We start from the raw sequence: 19,508 nt of genomic DNA, 5'->3' as shown, positions 1-19,508 counted from the left end.
CGTTGACCGGGAGCCGCTCCTCGCGTATGGTTGTCAGGTTGCCGCACGAGTCTGCGGCACATCGTCGAGCCCGACGGCTCGACCGCCACGACTTGCGGCGCGCACGCGCCGGACACCGGGAGATCCATCATGAGCAAGCGCACGTTCCAGCCGAACAACCGCCGCCGCGCCAAGAAGCACGGCTTCCGCCTCCGCATGCGCACCCGCGCAGGCCGCGCCATCCTGGCCGCCCGCCGCGCCAAGGGGCGCACCGAGCTCTCGGCGTAGCGCTCGAGGTGCTCGCGAAGGCGAACCGGATCGTGCGCGGCGACGACTTCCGTCGCATCGTGCGCTCTGGTCGCCGCGCGGGCTGCCAGGTCGCGGTGGTGCACCGTGCGAAGCCCGAAGCGGCAGTCAGCCGCTTCGGGTTCATCGTGTCCAAGCAGGTGGGCAACGCGGTGGTGCGCAACCGGGTGCGCCGACGGCTGAGCGAGATCGTGCGCGCCGAGCTGCCGGCGATCGAGCAGGCCGACATCGTCATCCGGGCACTGCCTGCCGCCGCCGATGCCGACTTCGCTAGACTGAGGGCCGACATCGTGCCGCTGCTGGTGCGTCGGTCATGAGTCGGAGCCTGCAGAGGCTGAGGCTGCTGCCCCGCAACATCTGCGTCGCGATCCTCGTCTCCTACCGCGCGGTGATCTCACCGCTCTACGGCGACGTGTGCCGCTACTACCCCAGCTGCTCGAGCTACACCCTGCAGGCCATCCAGCAGCACGGGGTCGTGCGCGGCATCTGGTTGGGCGCTCGACGCATCCTCCGCTGCCACCCGTGGGCGGCCGGCGGGGTTGACGACATCCCAGAGCCGCACCCGCGGCTCGCAACGACTCGGGCGGGGTTCGTCCTCGCTCACAAGGAGCAGTGACAGCTTGGACATCTTCGCCCTGCTGATGTGGCCCATCAAGTGGGTCATCGAGGCGATCCTGGTCGGATTCCACACGCTCGTGACCGCGCTCGGCGGCGACCCGGGGTCCGGCCTCACGTGGGTGCTGTCGATCGTCGGGCTCGTGCTGGTCATCCGCAGCGCGATGATCCCGCTGACGGTGCGGCAGATCGTGTCGTCGCGCAAGTCGCTCGAGATCCAGCCCGAGATCCAGCGCATCCAGAAGAAGTACAAGGGCAAGAAGGATCAGTTCTCCCGCGAGGCGATGCAGCGCGAGACGATGGAGGCCTACCGCAAGGCCGGAACGAACCCGTTCGCCTCGTGCCTCCCCCTGCTCATCCAGATGCCGATCTTCCTCGGCCTGGTGCAGGTGCTCACCGACGCCAACAACCGCATGCCGGGCGTCGGGCTCCTGACCGAGCGCCTCGCGACGCTCTTCAGCGAATCGACGCTCTTCGGCGTCGTGCCGCTGCACATGACGATGGCCGACGGCTTCGCCGAGGGCAGCCTCCCGGTCATCGGGGTGGCGATCCTCCTGACGCTCATCATGGTCGTCACGCAGTTCTACACGCAGCTGCAGATCATGACGAAGAACCAGACTCCCGCGATGAAGGAGTCCCCGATGTACAAGCAGCAGCGGATCCTGCTGTACATCATCCCCGTCTTCCTGCTCGTGTCGGCGTGGCTCTTCCCGCTCGGCACGATGTTCTACTGGCTCGTCTCGAACATCTACACGCTCGTGCAGCAGCTCATCATCATCAACAAGCTGCCGACGCCCGGCTCCGAGGCCGCGCTCGCCCGCGAGGCGCGCCTCGCCCGCAAGCGCCAGCGGATGGGCCTGCCTCCGATCGACGAGGCGACCGCGGCTGAGGAGCCGTCGGTCGAGCTCAAGACCCAGCGGCAGCAGCCGCGCGCGAAGCGACCCAAGTCGCGCCGAGAGGACTGACATGACCGAGCAGGGTGCGGCTGTGGACGCCGACGACCAGGTCGACGAGGGCGAGATCGCCGCCGACTACATCGAGGGCCTCCTCGACATCGCCGATCTCGACGGCGACATCGAGATCGAGCAGAGCGAGACGCGCACGACGATCGTCGTGGGCGAGTCCGGCGATGACTTCGGCCAGCTGTCGCGCCCAGAGGTCGTCGCAGCGCTCCAGGAGCTCACCCGGCTCGCGGTGCAGCAGCAGACCGGCGAGTTCTCGAGGCTCGTGCTCGACGTGGCCGGCTCAAGGGATGCGCGCGCGGAGCAGCTGCAGCGCGTCGTGGATGCGGCGGCTGCGAAGATCGCGGAGGGCGGCGAGCGCGTGGCGCTCGAGCCGATGTCGTCGTACGAGCGGAAGCTGGTGCACGACCTGGTGCGCGAGCACGGGCTGACGAGCGAGTCCGAGGGCGAGGGCGCCGACCGGCACATCGTCGTGCTGCCTGCGTGACCGATGGCTGACGCCACTCCCCCGCTGCCCGAGGCCGAGCCCGCCGTCGCGGCGGCCGTCTTCGGCGATCGCATCGAGCTCGCTCGCTCGTACACCGACTCGCTCGCCCGGAATGGCGAGACGCTCGGCCTGATCGGCCCCCGCGAGCTGCCCCAGCTCTGGACTCGACATATTCTCAATTCTGCGTTGCTCGCCCCGCTGCTGCGCGGCCGCGTGGGCGACGTCGGCTCCGGTGCAGGCCTGCCTGGCCTCGTATTGGCGATCGCGCGACCCGATGTGGAGCTCACGCTCATCGAGCCGATGGAGCGACGCACCGAGTGGCTGCAGGCCGAGGTCGATCGCCTGGGGCTCGACAACGTGACCGTGCTCCGTGCCCGTGCCGAGGAGCTGCCCGGGAGCGGGCGCCTCGCCCCGCTCGATCAGGTGACTGCGCGTGCGGTGTCGGCGCTCCGTACCCTCATCCCGCTCACCGCTCCCCTGGTGCGCAGCGGCGGGCAGCTGCTGCTGCTGAAGGGCGGCCGCGCCCAGGACGAGATCGCTGCGGCGCAGAAGGCGATCCGCAAGCACCGGCTGCACGACGTCGAGGTGCTCGAGCTCGGCGCTGACGTCGGCGTCGACATCACGCGCGTCATCCGCGCCACCGTCGACCCGTAGGACCGGCCTCGCGGGTGCGGGATAGCGGTCCCGCCGTGGCGGGCTGCGCCGCACGCCTGCAGCGGATCGGTCCCTGTGCTCGAGGTTATCCGGCGCCCGGCGGGCCGAGGCGGCGTACACGCCCACCGGGTGCAGTGGCTGGGCGGCGCCGATTCGCCGCCTGCTTCGACGGACGCGTGCGCGGACGCGCATGCTGGTGCTTTGCCCCGTCGGCTCTGCGTGCGGCCTTCACCCCTGGGGTCGCTGGCGAGCGTTTCACGTGGAACATCGCGACCTCGTGCGCGCCCGGTGGGCGCCCTGTTTCACGTGAAACGTCACTCCGGGCTCGCGCGGCCATGGTTCGCGGGCGAGCTCAGGGCTCCGCGGCGGTGGATGACGTTGTTCGGCGGAACCAGAGGTCGCGGCAGCGGGATCCGTTTCACGTGAAACACGCCGGCGTGGGAAGTGCTTTGATCTCGGGAGCTGCGCCTGTGCCGCCCGCGGCGCTCCAATCTGCGAATGTGGCCCACGCACGTCCCCGGCGTTTCGTGGCGAAGCGCCGTGCAGGTTGCTTGTGGAACCCCTCCGGCTCGCGTGCGCAAGGCTGCGCGCGGCAGTGTTGCACGTGAAACATGGCCAGCGCGGCCTTGCGCATCGGTTGGACAGCCCGGATGCCGGCGACTTCGGGGAGGGTGCAGAGCGTGCCACGGGCCCCGCGTCTGTCGAGGCCGAACACAGGCGTCCTGACTCGTGAAGCTGCTGCAGGGAGTTCGAGGCGCGGCAGACGCGTACGATCCGCGCAGCGGCGCCTTCGCAATGTTCCACGTGAAACAGCGGCCCGCGCACTGCGACGAACCGAGCAAGGCGCCCCCGCGATCGAGGCGAGGTCGTCCCGGCGCCCAGGATCGAGCGTTCCTGCGGCACGGGCACCGGACGTCGACTGTGGAGAACTGTGGAGAACTGACGGCGGACGCAGGTGGTCCGAAGTTGCGGTCGGACGGCGAATTGCCCACGATTCCGCGGAATCACGCGGGTTTTCAGCTCTCGACCTGCGGCTGAGGGTGAGTGCATCCTGCAGCGAACGGCAACAGTGTTTTCCACAGCCCTGTGGAGAACTGTGGAGCAACAGCGGCTATGAACATCCATCAAGATCCGCCGATCTCGACTTGGCGAACGGGGCTGGACGCGCCAGACTGGGCTTCTTGCACACCTCTCACCCGGAGCCCGTCGCGCGCGCGGCGATGTTCCACGTGAAACATCGATCAGGAAGGCACGCGTGACCACGGGAAAGTTCGACACGACCCCGATCGCTCGCGAGCTCGCCGCGATGGCCCGGCGCCGTCAGGCGCTCTCGGCGCAGGAGCTGCCGCTGCCGAAGCGCACGCGCATCTTCACCGTCGTCAACCAGAAGGGCGGGGTCGGCAAGACGACCACCGCGGTCAACCTCGCCGCAGCCCTCGCGCAGGCCGGCGCTCGCGTGCTCGTGCTCGACCTCGATCCCCAGGGCAACGCCTCGACGGCGCTCGGCATCGACCACCATGCGGACGTCATGAGCACCTACGACGTGCTCATCGACGGCGAGCCGCTCGCGGCCGCGATCGCGATCAGCCCTCAGAGCGACCGCATCCAAGTGGTCCCGTCCACGATCCACCTCGCGGGGGCCGATCTGGAGCTCGCCGGCATGGAGCGGCGCGAGCACCGGCTCCGCGAGGCGCTGGACGCGCATCTGCGCGACCTGGGGGAGCCGCCTCACTACGTCTTCATCGATTGCCCGCCATCGCTCGGGCTCCTCACGATCAACGCCTTCACTGCCGCCACCGAGGTGCTCCTGCCCATCCAATGCGAGTACTACGCGCTCGAGGGCGTCTCGCAGCTGCTCGACACCATCGGCCGCATCCAGGCGCACCTCAACCCGAAGCTCGACGTCTCGACCGTGCTGCTCACGATGTTCGACGGGCGCACGCTGCTCTCGCGGCAGGTCGTCGACGAGGTGCGCTCGCACTTCCCGGAGCAGACGCTCGAAGCGGTCATCCCGCGCTCGGTGCGCGTCTCCGAGGCGCCTGGCTACGGCCAGACCGTCATCGCCTACGACCCGAACTCCCCGGGCGCGCTGTCGTACCGGGAAGCGGCAGCAGAGATCGCACGCAGAGGAGCGGCATGAGCAAGAAGGCAGGGCTCGGGCGCGGTATCGGCGCCCTCATCCCCTCGGGACCGCCGGCCACGGCGACCGACACCGCGGAGCCCGAGGAGACGAGCCAGCCGGCCCCGGCGCGACGGCCGCGGCGGGCGGCGAAGCCCGGCAGTCGCCCGGTCGACGTGTTCTTCTCGGGGGAGGAGGACGAGCACACGCTGCTCGAGATCCCCGGTGCGAGCTTCGCGGCCGTGGTGCCCACGGACATCCGCCCCAACGCCAACCAGCCGCGCACGACCTTCGACGAGGACGACCTCGCCGAGCTCGAGCACTCGATCCGCGAGTTCGGCGTGCTGCAGCCCATCGTCGTGCGGCCCGTGCCCGTCGGCGACGACGGCACGCACTACGAGCTCATCATGGGCGAGCGCCGCTGGCGCGCGAGCCAGCGCGCGGGGCTCGAGACGATCCCGGCGGTCATCAAGGACACGCCCGATGACGCGATGCTGCGCGACGCGCTGCTCGAGAACCTGCACCGCGCGCAGCTCAACCCGCTCGAGGAGGCCTCGGCCTACCAGCAGCTGATGGAGGACTTCGCCATCACGCAGGAGGAGCTCTCGCGCCGCATCGGCCGGAGCCGCCCGCAGATCTCGAACACCATCCGGCTGCTGAAGCTGCCCGAGCCGATCCAGTCGCGGGTCGCGAGCGGTGTGCTCTCCGCCGGCCACGCGCGCGCGATCCTCTCGCTGCCGACGCCCGAGGCGATGGAGCAGCTCGCGGCGAAGATCATCAATGAAGATCTCTCAGTTCGGGCGGCGGAGGCCGCTGCGGGCCTGGTGCAGACGCGCAGCCCGCGCAAGGCGCCGACCCGGGGCGCCGTGCAGCACGGCCTCGACGAGATCGCCACGAGGCTCGAGGACCGGCTCGACACCCGCGTGCGCATCGCCCTCGGCCGCGCCAAGGGGCAGCTCACGATCGACTTCGCGACGGTCGCCGACCTCAACCGCATCCTGTCGGAGCTGGGGGAGCGGGGCTTCGGCGGAGGCCTCGATCCCGAGGCCGACTGACCGCACGCCTGCAGGCACCGACGACGAGGGCCCCGTGGAACGCATCCACGGGGCCCTCGTCTCGCTCCTCACAGGAAGGCTGCGAGCTCCTGCTCGATCGCCGGCTTCGGCCGGGCGCCGATGAGCTCCTTCACGACCTCGCCGTTCTGGAAGACCTTCATCGCGGGGATCGACGTGATGTTGTAGCGCATCGCCAGGTCGGGCTCCTGGTCGACGTTCACCTTCACGACGTCGAGCTTCTCGGTCTCGCCGTCGATCTGCTCCAGGATGGGGCTGACCGCGCGGCACGGGCCGCACCAGGCCGCCCAGAAGTCGACGAGCACGGGCTTGTCGGCGTTCAGGACATCCTGCTCGAACGATGCGGTGGTGACTTCCTTCACAGTGCTGCCTCCTCAGGGCTGGTGACGAGCGCCGGCACGGCGTGCGCGGCCAGGTAGTGCTCCGCGTCGAGCGCGGCGACGGTGCCGGACCCGGCGGCCGTGACGGCCTGGCGGTAGGTGGGATCGATCACGTCGCCCGCGGCGAAGACGCCCTCGACCGAGGTGCGCGACGAGCGGCCGTCGACGGCGATCGTGCCCTCGGTCGTGAGGTCGAGCTTGCCGTGCACGAGGTGCGTGCGGGGGTCGGAGCCGATCGCGACGAAGACGCCGTCGATGGGCATGCTCCACGTGTGGCCCGACGTCGTGTCGCGCAGCGTGACCGACGACACCTGCTCGGTGCCGTTCGACTCGGTGCCCACGATCTCCTCGACGACCGCGTTCATGATGAAGTCGATCTTCTCGTTGGCGCGGGAGCGCTCGAGCATGACCTCGCTCGCGCGGAAGTGCTCGGAGCGGTGCACGATGGTGACCTTGTCGGCGAACTTCGTCAGGAAGTTGGCCTCCTCCATCGCCGAGTCGCCGCCGCCGACCACGATGAGCTGCTTCTGCTTGAAGAAGAAGCCGTCGCACGTCGCGCACCACGAGACGCCGTGGCCGGAGAGCCGCTCCTCGCCCTCGACGCCGAGCTTGCGGTAGGCGGAGCCCGTCGCGAAGATCAGCGCGCGCGTCTCGAGCACCTCGTCGCCGACGTGGACGCGCTTGACCTCGCCGTCGAGCTCGAGCTCGGTGGCGTCCTGCATGCGCACGTCGGCGCCGAAGCGCTCGGCCTGCTGCTGCATGGCGAACATGAGGTCGGGGCCCTGGATGCCCTCGGGGAAGCCCGGGAAGTTCTCGACCTCGGTCGTGGTCATGAGGTCGCCGCCCATCTCGACGCTCGAGGCGAGCACGATCGGCTTCAGGTTGGCGCGCGCCGCATAGATCGCGGCGGTGTATCCGGCGGGGCCGGAGCCGATGATGATGACGTCGTGCACTGCGTCTCCTGGGTCGTTGCGGGGGTGCTGCAGGGTCAACCGAGTCTAGATCGCGGGCATTCCCGCGTCGCCGCGAGCGCCGACCACGGTCAGCAGGTCGCCGGTCGCGGCGTCGACGACGAGCAGCCCCGCCGCCGGCCACTCGGGCGTGCGCCGCACGACCGGGTGCGCGACGCGGCTGCGGGTGCGGCGATCCCAGGAGTCGACGAGCTGCGCGGTGTCGGCATCGACGATGAGCACGGCCGGATGCGCGTGGGCGAGCGACGAGGAGGCGTCCGACGACCACCAGCCCTCGACCGCGAGCGGCCGCGCGGTCGGCTCGAGCTCGAGCCGCTGCCGCTCGCGGCTCAGCGTCGCGCCGACGATCGCGCCGACGGCGGCGATCGCGCCGACGGCGAGCGGCGCGCCGATGCGGATGAGCGGATGTGCCATGGCGTTCCCCCTCTGCCGCGCCCATGCTAGAGGCCGCGCCTCTGCGCGCGCCCAGCGTCGCGTCAGGCGGCCTGCGGGTCGTCGTCGCGGCCGCGGCCGCGCAGCTTGCCGACCACGATGTCGGCCGTGGCGCGGAAGTCGGGGTTGCGGGTCACGTAGAGCAGCCCGAAGTAGATGATCCCCATGACGGCGCCCGCGGCGGTGCAGGTGAGCGCGCTGCCGAGCATGCCCGACGTGCCGAACCCGCCCGGCACGTAGCCGCCCAGCGCCCAGGTGACGCCCACGCCGGCCGCTGCGGCGACGAGTCCGTAGCCGAGGTACTGGAGGTGCCGGATGCCGATCAGCCGGAACCCGAAGGGGCCGATCTTGCGGCGCACGAGCACGAGCCAGATGGCGAACGACAGGAGGTTGGCGATCGAGACGGCGAGCGCGGTGCCGGCGATCACCCACTCGCCCGGGAGCGTCGACGCCCACCACAGCAGGGCGAACGTGACGAACATGCCGAAGCACGCGTAGAGGAAGGCGGTGCGGGTGTCGCCGAGGGCGAAGAAGACGCGCTGGATGACGTACTCGGCGCTGAAGGCGACCAGGCAGAGCAGGAACGCCCAGATGACCCACGCCATCGCCAGCATGAGCTCGTACGTGGGCTCGAGCAGGCGGGCGAACGGGATGGCGATCACGGCGAGCACGAGGGCCGAGATGGTGGTGAGCATGCCGACGCCGCGGAGGGCGCTCGACAGGTCGGTGCGGATGCCTGCGATGTTGTGCTCGCTCGCGTGGTGCGACATGCGGGTGAAGTACGCGATCGCGATCGAGACGGCGATGATCGAGTGCGGCAGCGAGAAGAGGTACCACGCGTTCTGCATCGTGAGGATGTTGGCGCCCTCGCCGGTGCTCGCGACGCGCGACTGCACGAGGCCCTTGATCTGGCCGATGATGACGATGCCGAACAGCCACATCGCGCTGCGGCCGGTCGCGCGCAGGCCCACCCCGCGCCAGCCGAAGTCGGGCCGGAACCGCAGCCCGGTCCGGCGGAAGAACAGCACGAGCACGAGCGCCTGCACCGCCACGCCGCCGGTCGTGACGAGGCCCAGCACCATCACTCGGTCCCAGTCCCACACGCCCAGGTCGCGGTGCACCTCCTCGCCGCCGAACAGCAGCATGAAGGCGCCGAGCCCCGCGATCGAGACGAGGTTGTTGGCGACGGGCGCCCACGTGTAGGGGCCGAACTGGCCGCGCGCGTTGTAGATCTCGCCGAGCAGCGTGTAGATCGCGTAGAAGAGGATCTGCGGCATGCACCAGTACGCGATGCCCACCGCGAGCGCCATCTGGGCCGCGCTGAAGCCGCCGCCGTCGGCGCTCTCGCTCACCGCGTAGAGCTCGACCAGCAGCGGCGCGGCTGCTGTCGCCAGCACCGCGAGCAGCAGGAAGACCGAGCCGCCGAGGGTGAGGATCTTCGAGACGTACGCCTCGCCGCCGTCGGCGGCCTTCGACGCCTTCACGATCTGCGGCACGAGCACCGCGCTCATGACGCCGCCCGCGACGAGCGCGTAGATGTTGTTCGGCAGCTGGTTCGCGAGGCCGAACGCCTCACCGGCGAGCGAGGCCGACTGGCCGATGGCGACGACGAGCATCACCATCTTCACGAAGCCCAGCACGCGCGAGACCATCGTCCCGGCCGCGATGATCGCGCTCGCCCTGCCTGTGCTCACGCGGTCTCCTCCGGGGTCGGCTCGTCGAGGTCGCCGTGCGCCTGGCCGCGGCGGCGCTTGCGCACCGAGCGGACGATGCCGGAGGCGATGAGCAGCACGATCGCGACGCCCAGCACCCAGGCGAGCGCGGTCTCGATGGTCGGCTGCGAGTTCACCCGCAGGGTCTGCAGGTGGCCGAGCGGCACGCCGTCGGGGGTGTGCAGCTGGGCGATCATGAGCACGGTGCCGGTGCCGACGATCTCGATGGGCACCTGCACGCGCTCCTGGCTGCCGGCGGCGACGGTGACGTCGACGCGCGACTGCGGCACGGTGACGAGCGCGTTGGAGGGCCGCACCGACAGCACGACCTGCACCGGCACATCCAGGCGGTTCTCGATCGCGATCGGCAGCGGCGCGCTCTGGCCGGTGGCGTTCAGCGTGCTGCCGGGGAGGATCTGCACCGCGCCGCGCACGTCGCTCATCGCGTCGCCGAGGCCGGCGATCGCGTCACGATCGGCCTGCGTCACCGCGCGGCCGGCGTCCGGCAGGGCCGCGAGCAGGCCGAGCCGCAGCCCGGCGAGGAGCGTGCTGGGCTCCTCGACGATGCTCGCGACGTGGGCGACCTCGGCCTCCTGGGCCAGCGCATCCTGCACGAGCTCCGCCCCGACGGCCCGCTCGGGGTCGGTCGGGGCGATGAGCGTGGCGTCTCGCGGCTCGAGCTCGAGCGCGTCGTCGATGCCGACCGTCTGCACGAAGCGGGCGGAGGCGAGGTCGGCGAGCATCGCGGCCGACGACCCCTGCGAGCTCGCGGGGAGCATCGCGGCGAGGGTGCGGGCGTCGCTCGGCCGCTCGCGCGTGATGACGGCCAGCAGCGCCATCGCCTGGGCGCGCGCGTGCCCCGCCATCGCCTCGTCGTCGACCGACGCGGCGCGGATGAGCTCCTGGAGCTGCGCGTCGGCGGCGAGCGCCTCGACGCCGTCGAGGTCGACGAGCGCGCTCGGCGTGCTGCCGATGAGCTCCTCGTCGAGGTTGGCGCCCGACAGCACCACGGTGCCGATCGCGCTCAGCTCGGCCAGGTCGCCCGTCTGCAGGATGGCGGCGGTCGCGTCGATGACGGGCTCGCGCGTGCCGATGGAGCCGGCCGAGGCGGGCAGCGGGTCGGCGCCCTCGCGCGGGATGCCGAGCGGCTCGATGGGATGGGCGCCCGCGCGCACCTGCGCGATCGGGTCGGCGTTCGCGTACTCGAGCGCATAGGTGTCGTCGCGGTCGGCGCGCTCGAGCCAGGCGAGCGCGGCCTCGGGTGCCTCGTCGCCGAGCGCCTCGGCGCTCGCCCCGATCGCGGGATCGACGCCGATCGTGGCGCCCGCGCCGAGCGCCGCATCGAGCGCGGCGAGGGTGTCGCCGCCGATCTCGGTGGCGCGCTCGAGCTCGTCGGCGTCGAGCAGGCCGCTCGAGCCGACGCCCGCGTCGATGGGCGCGGCGAGCGCGAGCCGCGTGGGGCTCGACTCGCCCGGCTCGTCGCGCACGACGACGCTCGTGGCGCCCGAGAGGGAGGGAGCGGATGCCGCGAGCCCGTAGGCGCCCCACGTCGCGCCGTCGAGGCCCAGCGCCTCGGCATCGACGGTGACCGTCTCCGACGCGCGCCCGAGCGCCGCGACCGCGGGCAGCTCGACCGACGCGACCGCAGAGCTCGCGACGATCGCCTGCCCCTCGAACCAGCGGCTGAGCGTGTAGCGGGTCGAGATGGGGTCGGCCGAGAGCAGCACGTCGACGGTCGTCGCGGGCTGCACGGCCATCGACGGGTTGTCGATCGAGACCGTGACCTCGAGGCTCTCGCCCTCGCTCAGCAGCGGGTCGACCGGCGCGATCATGAGCGTCGGCGCCTCCGGCGCGGCGGTCGCGCCCGCCTCGGGCGCGGCCGCGAGCGGGGCCGCGAGCAGCGCCGTCGCGACAGCCGCGGCGGCGCACGCTGTCGCGCGCCGTCGCGCCAGGCGACCTGCCGACAGCATGCGCCCAAGTGTAGGGAGTGCAGCCATGGGTCCCGCGCGACGCCGACGCCGCGCCCGTCCCGGCGCGGGTGGGGCAGAATGGGCGGTCGTGACCGACATGGCCGAGGCGACCGCGCGACTGCACGCGCTCGTCGCCGCCGCGCCCACGGCGCAGCTCGCCGAGGCGTTCGCGGCCGCGGGCCACGAGCTGTCGCTCGTCGGCGGCCCGGTGCGCGACGCCTTCCTCGACCGGCCGGTCACCGACCTCGACTTCGCCTCGAGCGCGACGCCCGACGAGATCCTCGCGCTCGTCGGGCCGCTCGCCGAGGCCACGTGGGACGTCGGGCGCGAGTTCGGCACCATCGCCGCGCGCATCGGCGCCGAGACGATCGAGATCACGACCTACCGCGCCGACCAGTACGACGGGGTCTCGCGCAAGCCGCAGGTCGCCTTCGGCGACGCGCTCGAGGACGACCTCGTGCGGCGGGACTTCACCGTCAACGCCATGGCGCTGCGGGTGACGCCGGTGCGCGGCGGGGGAGCGGGGGCGGATGCGTCGCCGCAGCTCGTCGACGTCGGCGGCGGCCTCGAGCACCTGCTGCAGGGCGTGCTCGACACCCCGCAGGCGCCGGAGCGATCCTTCGACGACGACCCGCTGCGGATGATGCGCGCCGCGCGCTTCGCCGCGCAGCTCGGCTTCGACGTCGCCCCCCGCGTGGTCGAGGCGATGACGGCGCTCGCCCCGCGCATCCGCGACATCTCCGCCGAGCGCGTGCGCGACGAGCTCACCAAGCTGCTCCTCACGGCCCGCCCCGTGCCGGGCATCCGCCTGCTGACCGACACGGGCATCCTCGACATCGTGCTGCCGGAGGTGCCGGCGCTGCGGCTCGAGGCCGACGAGCACGCGCACCACAAGGACGTCTACGAGCACTCGCTCACCGTGCTGCAGCAAGGGATCGACCTCGAGGGTTCGCGGAACCCCGGAGCGGCGCCCGACCTCGTCTCGCGGCTCGCGGGGCTGCTGCACGACATCGGCAAGCCGGCCACGCGGCGCATCGAGGGCCGCACCGTCACCTTCCACCAGCACGACCTCGTCGGCGCGCGCCTGGCGAAGCAGCGGCTGAAGGCGCTGCGCTTCGACAACGACACCGTGAAGGCGGTCGCGCGGCTCGTCGAGCTGCACCTGCGCTTCTACGGCTACGGCGAGCAGGCGTGGACCGACTCGGCGGTGCGGCGCTACGTGCGCGACGCGGGCCCGCTGCTCGAGCGCCTGCACATCCTCACGCGCTCCGACGTGACGACCCGCAACCGCCGGAAGGCCGAGCGGCTCGACTTCGCCTACGACGACCTCGAGCGGCGCATCGCCGAGCTCCGCGAGCAGGAGGAGATGGACGCGGTGCGCCCCGACCTCGACGGCGAGCGGATCATGGCCGTGCTCGGCATCGGCCCCGGCCGCGAGGTGGGGGAGGCCTACCGGATGCTGCTCGAGCAGCGGCTCGAGCACGGGCCGCTCGGCGAGGAGCGCGCCGAGGCGATCCTGCGCGAGTGGTGGGCGGCGCGCGCGGTGGAGCTCTAGAGCGGAGACCCTCTCGGGTCTCCGCTGCGACCAGCGCCGACGTCCGTCGCGGGCGTCGGATCCCGCTCTGGCGCGCGGATGCGCGGGTGCGGTAGGATCGCCAGGTTGCGCGGGCTCCGCTCGTCCTCGAGCGCGAGGCCCCCGCACCATGCAACCCTCCTGCTGCAGACCGTCTGCAGCCGTTCTAGTCCGAAGGAGGTGGGTGAAGCATGCAGCAGTACGAGCTGATGGTGATTCTCGACCCGGAGGTGGACGAGCGCACTGTCGCCCCGTCGCTCGACAAGTTCCTGGGCGTGATCCGCAACGATGGCGGCACGATCGAGAGCGTCGACATCTGGGGCCGTCGCCGCCTGGCCTACGAGATCGACAAGAAGACCGAGGGCATCTACGCCGTCGTGAACTTCACGGCCGAGTCGGCCTCCACGAACGAGCTGGACCGACAGCTGAAGCTGTCCGAGGCCGTCATGCGCACGAAGGTCCTCCGCGCCGAGGAGGCCGTCACGCAGACCGGCGCCTCCAAGCGCCACGCCGAGGCCAAGGCCGCGAAGGCCGCCAAGGCCCCCGCTGCCGAGCCCGCTGCGCCCGCCGCAGAGGTCGAGGCCGAGTAGTCATGGCTGGCGAGACGATCATCACGGTCGTCGGCAACCTGACTGCCGACCCGGAGCTGCGCTACACGCAGAACGGTCTCGCGGTGGCGAACTTCACGATCGCGTCGACCCCCCGCACGTTCGACCGCCAGGCGAACGAGTGGAAGGACGGCGAGGCGCTGTTCCTCCGCGCGTCGGTGTGGCGCGAGTTCGCCGAGCACGTGTCGCAGAGCCTGTCGAAGGGCTCGCGCGTCATCGCGCAGGGTCGCCTGAAGCAGCGCTCGTTCGAGACGCAGCAGGGCGAGAAGCGCACCGTCATCGAGCTCGAGGTCGACGAGATCGGCCCCTCGCTCCGCTACGCGACCGCGCAGGTCACCCGCACGACGGGCGGCGGCGCTGGCCGCAGCTCCGGCGGCGGGCAGGGCCAGGTCGGCCAGGGCGGCGGCTTCGGCCAGCCCCAGCAGGCCGCCGACGAGCCGTGGGGCCAGCCGGCCGCGCAGCAGTCGGGCGGCGACGTCTGGGGAGCGCCCGGCACCTCCTACAACGACGAGACGCCCTTCTAAGGCCTCTCGCCCACCTATGCACTCCCGGGACGGCAGTCCCGAGCACGAAAGAAGGAACAATGGCTGGCAAGCCGCAGAACCGCAAGCCGCGGGGCCCGAAGGGCGGCAAGAACCTCGCCCCCGCGAAGGCGATCAGGGTCGGCGTCATCGACTGGAAGGACGTCGCGACGCTCAAGAAGTTCATCTCGGAGCGCGGCAAGATCCGCGCCCGTCGCATCACCGGCGTGTCGGTGCAGGAGCAGCGCCTGATCGCCAAGGCGATCAAGAACGCGCGCGAGATGGCGCTCCTGCCCTACTCGGGCGCCGGACGCTGAGGGGGCTGAACCATGGCAAAGCTGATTCTCACGAACGAGGTCTCCGGCCTCGGCTCCGCTGGTGATGTCGTCGAGGTGAAGAACGGGTTCGCCCGCAACTACCTCGTGCCCCAGGGCCTGGCTGTCGCGTGGTCGCGCGGCGGCGAGAAGCAGGTCGAGCAGATCAAGGCCGCCCGCGTCGCACGCGAGCACGCCACGATCGAGGAGGCGCAGGACCTCCGCGCCCGCCTCGAGGCGAACCCCGTCACGGTGAAGGTCAAGGCCGGCACCGAGGGCCGCCTGTTCGGCTCGATCCAGACGAAGGACATCGCCGACGCCGTCGAGGCAGCCGGTCACGGCTCCGTCGACAAGCGCGTCATCGAGATCCCGACGCCGATCCGCGCGGTGGGCGACCACCAGGCGACGGCTCGTCTGCGCGACGACATCGTCGCCCAGATCACGGTCCGCGTGGTCGCTGCCAAGTAGCGACCGCACGCTGCCGAGGGCCCGCATCCATCACGGATGCGGGCCCTTAGTCGTTCTGCGACGGGCCGGACGCGTGTCAAATCGAGCCCGCGACGCAAAGTCTCAACGTGTACTTGACACACGCTTCTCCCCACGGGGTGTGGAAACGGAAATGCCCGGTCAGAGGCGGTTTGGACGGCGATCCCGCGTTCGATTCCACAGATCTGTGCACAGGTGGGACCGGCGCGCGTCGGCGCGTCACCCGGCGTTGTCCCCAGCTCTCCACAAGCCTGTCCACAGAGCGATTCGCCCTCGCGCGGCAGCGCTCCTAGCCTGTGGAAGGCTCCCCTCCCGCGCGGTGTGGGTCGCCTGCGGCATCGTCGACAGCGAAGGGGGACGCGTGACGGATCTGGCGGAGATCGGGCTCGACGAGAGCCGCTACAGCGAGCGCACCCCGCCGCACGACATGCTCGCCGAGCAGTCGGCCATCGGCGGCATGCTGCTGTCGAAGGACGCCGTCGCCGACTGCCTCGAGACCGTGCGGGGCAACGACTTCTACCAGCCGAAGCACGAGATCGTCTACGAGGCGATCCTCTCCCTGTACTCGCGCGGCGAGCCCACCGACGTCATCACCGTCGCCGACGAGCTGACGAAGACCGCGATGCTCTCGCGCGCGGGCGGCGTGCAGTACCTGCACTCGCTCACCTCGATGGTGCCGACCGCGGCCAACGCCGGCTACTACGCCGAGATCGTCGCCGAGAAGGCCGTGCTGCGGCGGCTCGTCGAGGCCGGCACGCGCATCGTGCAGATGGGCTACGCGTCGGAGGGCGAGGTCACCGACCTCGTCAACCACGCGCAGGCCGAGATCTACTCGGTGATGGGCGAGGACCAGTCCGAGGACTACGTGCCGCTCAGCCTCGCCGTCGAGTCGGCGATCGAGGAGATCGAGGCCGCGAAGGGCCTCGACGGCGTCATGACCGGCGTGCCGACCGGCTTCCGCGAGCTCGACGAGCTCACGAACGGCCTCCACCCGGGCCAGCTCATCGTCGTCGCCGCCCGACCGGGCCTCGGCAAGTCGACGCTCGCGATGGACCTCGTGCGCTCGTGCTCGATCAAGAACGACCTGCCCTCGGTCTTCTTCTCGCTCGAGATGGGCCGCACCGAGATCGCGATGAAGCTGCTCTCGGCCGAGTCGAGCATCCTGCTGCAGAAGCTCCGCAAGGGCGCGATCGAGGGCCGCGACTGGACCACGCTCGCGCAGGTGCGCGGCCGCATCAACGACGCGCCGCTCTACATCGACGACAGCCCCAACCTGACGCTCGTCGAGATCCGGGCGAAGTGCCGCCGGCTCAAGCAGCAGGCGGGCCTCAAGATGGTGGTCGTCGACTACCTGCAGCTCATGACGAGCGGCAAGAAGGTCGAGTCGCGCCAGCAGGAGGTCTCGGAGTTCTCGCGCTCGCTCAAGCTGCTCGCGAAGGAGCTGCAGGTGCCGGTCATCGCGCTCTCGCAGCTCAACCGAGGCCCTGAGCAGCGCGGCGACAAGAAGCCCGCGATCAGCGACCTCCGCGAGTCGGGCTCGATCGAGCAGGACGCCGACATCGTGATGCTGCTGCACCGCGAGGACGCCTACGACCGCGACATCCGCCCCGGCGAGGCCGACATCATCGTCGCCAAGCACCGCGGCGGCCCCACCAAGACGATCCCGGTCGCCTTCCACGGCCACCTGGCCCGCTTCGTCGACATCGCACCGGGCATGGGCGCGGGCGAGGGCGGCGCCCCCGCCATGCCGCCAGGCGGCACGCCGTTCGGCGGCAGCCCGTACGGCGCCCCGCAGGAGCCGCCGCCCGTCGAGGGCTGAGCACGAGGAAGGGCCCGACCGATCGGCCGGGCCCTTCCTCGTCTGGCTGCGATCAGCCCTGCTGGCCGACCGCGAAGTCGACGCGGCCGTCGGGGGCCGCGGATGCGTCGAGCACCTTGTCGTCGAGCGTGACGGCAGCCGACGGGTCGAGGAAGACCTTCGCGCCGGCAGCCTCGACGACCTGGTCGTCGGCCTCGGGCGCGGGAGCGACGGTCACGTTGAGGCCGGCGCCCTCGAGGTCCTGCGAGATGCGGATGCCGCCGGTCGGGGCTGCCTCGGCGTTCGCGACGATGCCGTTGATGACGGCCTGGGCGTTGTCGGTCAGGGTGAGCATGGCTGCTCCTCTCCATTGGCGAGTCGGCAACGATGCCGTGCCCGGGCCGGCCATGCAACCCGCGGGCCGGTCCCGGGCGTGTCGGCGGCGCGCATCCGCCGCCCGCCGACAGGGCAGACTCGGGGATCGTGACCACAGATGGAGCAGCCGGGCCGCGCCGGCTCGGCACCGGCTTCCGGCGCCTGTTCGCCTCGTCGACCGGCTCGAACCTCGCCGACGGCATGCTGCAGGCGGCGCTGCCGCTCGTGGCGGCGAGCCTCACCCGGGATCCGCTGCTCGTGTCGCTCGTGGCGTCGCTCGCGTTCCTGCCCTGGCTGCTGTTCGCGATCCCCGCGGGCGCGCTCGTCGACCGCATCGACCGGCGGCGCGCGATGCAGGGGGCCAACCTCGCCCGCGCCGCGATCCTGCTGGGGCTCGCGGTCGCGCTCGCGACGGGCTGGGCGAGCATCGGCGTCCTCTACGTCGCCGCCTTCCTGCTCGGCGTGGCCGAGACGGTCTACGACAACGCGGCGCGAGCGCTGCTGCCGCGCGTGGTGCGCCGCGACCAGCTCGAGCGGGGCAACTCGCTGCTGTCGACCGCCGAGTCGGTGAGCAACCTGTTCCTCGGCGCACCGCTCGGCGCGCTGCTGTTCGCGCTGACGGCGGTGCTGCCGCTCGGCGCCGCCATCGCGATGTACGTCGTCGCCGCGACGCTCGTCGTGACGGTGCGCGGCTCGTTCGCGCCCGAGCGCGGCGCGCCGACGACCCTCGCCGCCGACATCCGCGAGGGCCTCGGCTGGCTGCTGCACCACCGCATCCTGCGGCAGCTCGTGTGGGTGACGGGGCTCGGGGCCTTCGGCTACTCGGTCGCGAACGGCATCGCCGTGCTCTTCGCCCTCGACGTGCTCGGCATCGACGAGGCCGCCTTCGGCCTGCTGCTCGCCGCGATGGGCGTGGGCGCCGTGCTCGGCGCGCTGCTGTCGCCGGCGCTCACTCGCCTGCTCGGCCGCACGGCCGCGATGGGCGTGAGCGGCACGCTGTGCGGCGCGACGCTCGTGGGCATCGGGCTCTGGCCGGCCCTCTGGGTGACGCTCGTCCTGTGGCCGCTCGGCGCGCTCGCGGTGAGCGCCTTCAACGTGCAGGTGATGTCGGTGCGGCAGGTGCTCATCCCGGATGCGCTGTTCGGGCGGGTGCAGGGCGCGTACCGCACGGTGCTCTGGGGCAGCATCCCGCTCGGCTCGGTGAGCGGCGGCGTGGTGGCGTCGCTCGTCGACCTGCCGAGCGCGATGGTGTTCGGCGGTGCGCTCGCCACGGTCGCGGGGCTCGGCACGTGGTGGGTGCTCGGCGTGCACCGGCGCGAGATCGCCGCGGCGTTCCTGCGGGAGGACGACCCGCTCAGGGCGTGATGATGCAGGGCGTGATGATGCAGGGCGTCATGATTCAGGGCGTGATGAGCCGCCAGCTGCCCTCGGAGACGACCTCGACCTCGCCGTCGACCACGGCGATGACCGTCTCGTCGTCGATGGCGTAGGTCGGCTCCGGGATGCCCGCCGCCCAGCGCTCGATGCTGGCGAGCGCCGCGTCCTCCATGCCCGGGCGGTCGAGGTGCGGGTAGAGCGCGAAGTCGACGAGCCCGAGGGTCCGGTCGGCCTCCGAGGCCATGTCGCTGCCGTCGGGCACGAACTCGAGGTCGAACTCGGCGTCGCAGTTGCGCGCGGTCACCGCGATGCTGCCCGCGCTCACGCCGACGTAGACGGTGCCGGTCAGCGACGGCAGCAGATCGGCGAGCCCCGACCTCCGCATCCAGTGGCAGAGGTAGAGCACGTCGCCGCCCCAGACGAGCAGCGCGTCGGCCTCGCGCACCGCGGGCACCCAGCTCTCCTCGCGGATCGTGGGGAGCGCGGTGAGCTCGAGGACCCCCACCGACTTCCACCCGAGGTTCGCGAGCGGGCTGTCGGCCTCGCCGCGGATCGCCTCCCACGCCATCGACCCGCCCCCGGGGAACGGATGCACGGCAGTGGGGATGAGGAGCGCCGTCGACTCCGAGACGGGCTTGCCGAGCAGCGCCTCGAGCGCCGCCGCGATGCTCGGGTTGCTGATGCCCGAGGAGGTGAGGAGGAGCTTCACGAGGGCCTTCCGTCGTCGCCGTGCGCACGCGCGCATCCGCCGAGCCGCGCTGCGGGCCCGAGCGTACACCGGGGCCGCCAGCGGTGG

21 protein-coding genes and 1 pseudogene are annotated in these 19,508 nt (G+C 71.5%); 15 read left to right on the top strand and 7 right to left on the bottom strand.

The genetic code is table 11. The features are described 5' to 3' along the window. The first annotated feature begins 129 nt into the window (after positions 1-129). The 8 genes from rpmH to FQ330_RS01385 all read left to right on the top strand — a co-directional run bounded on the left by rpmH (position 130) and on the right by FQ330_RS01385 (position 6,177). Positions 130-267 (top strand): 50S ribosomal protein L34, encoded by a 138-nt coding sequence (gene rpmH, locus FQ330_RS01420; RefSeq protein ID WP_071299798.1) that lies wholly within the window; start codon positions 130-132, stop codon positions 265-267. An 8-nt stretch (positions 268-275) separates the two neighbouring features. Then, positions 276-602 (top strand): ribonuclease P protein component, encoded by a 327-nt coding sequence (rnpA, locus tag FQ330_RS01415; protein ID WP_146354605.1) that lies wholly within the window; start codon positions 276-278, stop codon positions 600-602. Then, positions 599-901, top strand: coding sequence for a membrane protein insertion efficiency factor YidD (gene yidD, locus FQ330_RS01410; protein ID WP_146354603.1), 303 nt, complete (start codon positions 599-601; stop codon positions 899-901). The genes rnpA and yidD overlap by 4 nt, the downstream gene beginning before the upstream one ends. Before the next feature lie 4 nt (positions 902-905). Then, the gene (gene yidC / locus FQ330_RS01405) at positions 906-1,865 is read left to right on the top strand and encodes a membrane protein insertase YidC (RefSeq protein ID WP_128189641.1); all 960 of its coding nucleotides are present in this window, start codon (positions 906-908) and stop codon (positions 1,863-1,865) included. Position 1,866: 1 nt separating this feature from the next. Continuing rightward, a complete protein-coding gene (locus tag FQ330_RS01400) occupies positions 1,867-2,349 on the top strand; it encodes a Jag family protein (protein WP_146354601.1) in 483 nt (160 codons plus the stop codon). A gap of 3 nt (positions 2,350-2,352) precedes the next feature. Continuing rightward, positions 2,353-3,003, top strand: a complete 651-nt coding sequence (gene rsmG, locus FQ330_RS01395; protein WP_128189643.1) for a 16S rRNA (guanine(527)-N(7))-methyltransferase RsmG — start codon at positions 2,353-2,355, stop codon at positions 3,001-3,003. Between the two features lie 1,306 nt (positions 3,004-4,309). After that, complete coding sequence (locus FQ330_RS01390) at positions 4,310-5,143, top strand: ParA family protein (protein ID WP_146355304.1); 834 nt, start codon at positions 4,310-4,312, stop codon at positions 5,141-5,143. After that, positions 5,140-6,177 carry a ParB/RepB/Spo0J family partition protein gene (locus FQ330_RS01385; protein ID WP_128189644.1) on the top strand — a complete coding sequence of 346 codons (1,038 nt, stop codon included), beginning with the start codon at positions 5,140-5,142 and terminating at the stop codon, positions 6,175-6,177. The genes FQ330_RS01390 and FQ330_RS01385 overlap by 4 nt, the downstream gene beginning before the upstream one ends. 68 nt (positions 6,178-6,245) lie before the next feature. Here FQ330_RS01385 and trxA read toward each other — a convergent pair whose 3' ends face one another. From trxA to FQ330_RS01360, 5 genes are all read right to left on the bottom strand, one after another. After that, a complete protein-coding gene (trxA, locus tag FQ330_RS01380; RefSeq protein ID WP_128189645.1) occupies positions 6,246-6,557 on the bottom strand; it encodes a thioredoxin in 312 nt (103 codons plus the stop codon). Then, on the bottom strand, positions 6,554-7,528 hold the full coding sequence (trxB, locus tag FQ330_RS01375) for a thioredoxin-disulfide reductase (RefSeq protein ID WP_128189646.1): 975 nt from the start codon (positions 7,526-7,528) through the stop codon (positions 6,554-6,556). Before trxB ends, trxA begins: the two co-directional genes overlap by 4 nt. 45 nt (positions 7,529-7,573) lie before the next feature. After that, positions 7,574-7,960, bottom strand: coding sequence for a hypothetical protein (locus FQ330_RS01370; RefSeq protein ID WP_146354599.1), 387 nt, complete (start codon positions 7,958-7,960; stop codon positions 7,574-7,576). A 62-nt stretch (positions 7,961-8,022) separates the two neighbouring features. Further along, entirely contained in the window at positions 8,023-9,672 is a 1,650-nt protein-coding gene (gene murJ, locus FQ330_RS01365) for a murein biosynthesis integral membrane protein MurJ (protein ID WP_146354597.1), read from the bottom strand. Next, positions 9,669-11,660 carry a DUF6049 family protein gene (locus FQ330_RS01360; RefSeq protein WP_146354595.1) on the bottom strand — a complete coding sequence of 664 codons (1,992 nt, stop codon included), beginning with the start codon at positions 11,658-11,660 and terminating at the stop codon, positions 9,669-9,671. Before FQ330_RS01360 ends, murJ begins: the two co-directional genes overlap by 4 nt. Before the next feature lie 88 nt (positions 11,661-11,748). On the opposite strand from FQ330_RS01360, the gene FQ330_RS01355 reads away from it, so the two are divergent. The 6 genes and pseudogenes from FQ330_RS01355 to dnaB all read left to right on the top strand — a co-directional run. After that, positions 11,749-13,215: a CCA tRNA nucleotidyltransferase gene (locus tag FQ330_RS01355; RefSeq protein WP_404799826.1), complete on the top strand. Its 1,467-nt coding sequence runs from the start codon at positions 11,749-11,751 to the stop codon at positions 13,213-13,215. A gap of 209 nt (positions 13,216-13,424) precedes the next feature. After that, positions 13,425-13,823 carry a 30S ribosomal protein S6 gene (gene rpsF / locus FQ330_RS01350; RefSeq protein WP_128189650.1) on the top strand — a complete coding sequence of 133 codons (399 nt, stop codon included), beginning with the start codon at positions 13,425-13,427 and terminating at the stop codon, positions 13,821-13,823. 2 nt (positions 13,824-13,825) lie between these two features. Continuing rightward, entirely contained in the window at positions 13,826-14,365 is a 540-nt protein-coding gene (locus FQ330_RS01345) for a single-stranded DNA-binding protein (RefSeq protein ID WP_128189651.1), read from the top strand. Positions 14,366-14,424: 59 nt separating this feature from the next. Then, positions 14,425-14,679, top strand: coding sequence for a 30S ribosomal protein S18 (gene rpsR / locus FQ330_RS01340; protein WP_128189652.1), 255 nt, complete (start codon positions 14,425-14,427; stop codon positions 14,677-14,679). Positions 14,680-14,691: 12 nt separating this feature from the next. After that, a complete protein-coding gene (gene rplI / locus FQ330_RS01335; RefSeq protein ID WP_128189653.1) occupies positions 14,692-15,144 on the top strand; it encodes a 50S ribosomal protein L9 in 453 nt (150 codons plus the stop codon). A 445-nt stretch (positions 15,145-15,589) separates the two neighbouring features. Beyond that, positions 15,590-16,873: pseudogene (dnaB, locus tag FQ330_RS01330) on the top strand (replicative DNA helicase); the annotation flags it as partial. Between the two features lie 160 nt (positions 16,874-17,033). Here the strand turns inward: dnaB and FQ330_RS01325 are convergent. Beyond that, positions 17,034-17,315, bottom strand: coding sequence for a Fe-S cluster assembly protein HesB (locus FQ330_RS01325; protein WP_128189654.1), 282 nt, complete (start codon positions 17,313-17,315; stop codon positions 17,034-17,036). A gap of 128 nt (positions 17,316-17,443) precedes the next feature. Here FQ330_RS01325 and FQ330_RS01320 point away from each other — a divergent pair, with 128 nt between their 5' ends. Further along, positions 17,444-18,700: an MFS transporter gene (locus FQ330_RS01320; protein WP_225792634.1), complete on the top strand. Its 1,257-nt coding sequence runs from the start codon at positions 17,444-17,446 to the stop codon at positions 18,698-18,700. A 34-nt stretch (positions 18,701-18,734) separates the two neighbouring features. Here the strand turns inward: FQ330_RS01320 and FQ330_RS01315 are convergent, their stop codons facing one another. After that, positions 18,735-19,421 carry a Type 1 glutamine amidotransferase-like domain-containing protein gene (locus tag FQ330_RS01315; protein WP_146354591.1) on the bottom strand — a complete coding sequence of 229 codons (687 nt, stop codon included), beginning with the start codon at positions 19,419-19,421 and terminating at the stop codon, positions 18,735-18,737. Positions 19,422-19,508 lie beyond the last annotated feature (87 nt).

This window comes from Agrococcus sediminis (assembly GCF_007923295.1).
In the GTDB taxonomy this organism is placed as follows: Bacteria; Actinomycetota; Actinomycetes; order Actinomycetales; family Microbacteriaceae; genus Agrococcus; species Agrococcus sediminis.
Note: the sequence above shows the minus strand (reverse complement) of the source record. Positions and strands in the feature narration are given on the sequence as shown.